At 67.0% G+C, this 2,066-nt stretch carries 1 protein-coding gene and 2 pseudogenes; 2 read left to right on the top strand and 1 reads right to left on the bottom strand.

The window, feature by feature from the left end; translation table 11 throughout:
• Window positions 1-136: 136 nt before the first annotated feature.
• A complete protein-coding gene (gene ubiA, locus EN742_RS32945; RefSeq protein WP_127406407.1) occupies window positions 137-1,120 on the bottom strand; it encodes a 4-hydroxybenzoate octaprenyltransferase in 984 nt (327 codons plus the stop codon).
• Between the two features lie 43 nt (window positions 1,121-1,163).
• Between ubiA and EN742_RS39805 the strand changes: the two are divergent.
• Both EN742_RS39805 and EN742_RS32935 read left to right on the top strand, forming a co-directional pair.
• Window positions 1,164-1,274, top strand: a pseudogene (locus EN742_RS39805) (phytanoyl-CoA dioxygenase); the annotation flags it as partial.
• Between the two features lie 153 nt (window positions 1,275-1,427).
• Window positions 1,428-2,066, top strand: a pseudogene (locus tag EN742_RS32935) (phosphoribosylamine--glycine ligase); the annotation flags it as partial.

The raw sequence follows: 2,066 nt of genomic DNA, 5'->3' as shown, positions 1-2,066 counted from the left end.
ACCTCAGGGTTTGGCCACATCGAAAGCCGATCAGAGGCCGTATAACCGCTGTACATTTCTCCTTGCCTGCAAGGCTCGCGCTGCCCCTCATCCGGCTGCCGCCACCTTCTCCCCGTTGAACGGGGAGAAGGGAGAACTACAGCAGCGGCTTCAGCGCCACCCACAGCGCGCCGCCGATCAGGCCGAGGAAGATCAGCCAGCCGACCTGGTTGTTCGACTTGAACAGCCTGAGGCACTGGTCCGCATCGTCGATGTTCAGCTTCGCGATCTGTCGCGCCATATGCGCGCCGGCGGCGATCAGCCCGGCCAGCGCCGGCATCGGCGCCTGCGCCGAGGCGAAGGCGATGGCGAAGCAGGCGAGCGCGCCGCCATAGAGGCCGACCAGCCAGGTCCTGGTGTTGTCGCCGAACAGGCGCGCCGTCGAGCGCACGCCGACGATGGCGTCGTCTTCCTTGTCCTGATGTGCGTAGATCGTGTCGTAGCCGATCACCCACAGGATTGACCCGATATAGAGCATGATGGCCGGGCCATCGAGATCGCCGAACTCGACCGCCCATCCCATCAGCGCGCCCCAGGAAAAGGCTAGCCCGAGCACGAATTGCGGCCAGTCGGTGATCCGCTTCATGAACGGGTAGATCGCGACGATGACAAGCGAGGCGATGCCGAGCGGAATGGCGAAGCTGTTGAACTGCAAAAGCACCGCCAGGCCCGCCAGCGCCTGGATGACCAGGAACACCCAGGCCTGCCGGCGCGTTACCTTGCCTGCCGGCAGCGGCCGCGAGCGCGTGCGCCCGACCTGGTTGTCGATGTCCTCGTCGGCCAGGTCGTTATAGGTGCAGCCGGCGCCGCGCATGGCAATCGCGCCGACCAGGAACAGCAAGAGATACCAGGGCGCCGGCAGCAGGGTCAGCAGCGGATCCGTCGGACGCGGATAGGCGCTTGCCGCAAGAGCGGCCGACCACCAGCACGGCCACAAGAGCAATTGCCAGCCGATCGGGCGATCCCAGCGCGCGAGCTGCGCATAGGGCCAGAGCCCGCGCGGCAGCGCGCGGTAGACCCAGTGACCGCTCGGCGCGTCTGCGACGCGGCCCTGCGCCGCTTTCGACTGGATGGTTTCCATCGTGCTGGAGTGGCAGCAGCGGTGAGCGCCGTCAAGCGGCCGCGCGCATTATGTCAAGCGTCCGGGTCGCACCTCGCCGCCCTATCCGGGGCACGGCATGCAGCCCGGCCCGAAATTGCGTGAAGACTGGTTTCCGGTCGTTTTCCAGCGCTGACCGCGCCGACGTGACCCGCCCATCGGCGTGAAACGTGGCGCCCCTGGCGCGACGTTCCCGTGCGCAACCGGCATCGAGCGAGCCAAAAGCCTTGACCCGCCGGCCCCGGGGCAATAGCGGGAGGTCCTGTCGTGGATGACTGGGGATATCGGCATGCGCGTTTTGGTGATCGGCTCCGGCGGCCGCGAACATGCCCTGGCCTGGAAGATCGCGGCCTCGCCGCTGTTGACCAAACTCTATGCCGCGCCCGGCAATCCGGGGATTGGCCGTGACGCCGAGCTGGTCAAGCTCGACATTGCCGACCACGCCGCGGTAGCTGGCTTTTGCAAGGACAACAAGATCGATCTCGTCGTCGTCGGGCCGGAGGGGCCGCTGGTCGCCGGCATTGCCGATGACTTGCGCGGCGAGGGCATCCGCGTCTTCGGTCCGTCGAAGCGGGCGGCGCGGCTCGAAGGCTCGAAAGGCTTCACCAAGGACCTTTGCGCTAGATACGACATCCCGACCGCCACCTATGGCCGCTTCGCCGACCTCGACTCGGCGAGGGCCTATGTCGAGAAGGTGGGCGCGCCGATCGTCATCAAGGCCGACGGGCTCGCCGCCGGCAAGGGCGTCACCATCGCCATGACGCTCCCCGAGGCGCTTGTCGCGCTCGACGCCTGTTTCGATGGCGCCTTTGGCGCCGCCGGCGCCGAGGTGGTGGTCGAGGAATTTCTGACCGGCGAGGAGGCGAGCTTCTTCTGCCTGTGCGATGGCACCACGGCGCTGCCCTTCGGCACCGCTCAGGACCACAAG

This window comes from Mesorhizobium sp. M4A.F.Ca.ET.020.02.1.1 (assembly GCF_004022645.1).
Lineage (GTDB): Bacteria > Pseudomonadota > Alphaproteobacteria > Rhizobiales > Rhizobiaceae > Mesorhizobium.
The sequence above is the reverse complement of the archived record's forward strand: the minus strand, read 5'-3'. Positions and strand labels throughout refer to the sequence as shown.

Coding starts and splice junctions, on each gene's coding strand:
- ubiA (WP_127406407.1), bottom strand. CDS start 1,120: ATGGAAACCATCCAGTCGAAAGCGGCGCAGGGCCGCGTCGCAGACGCG.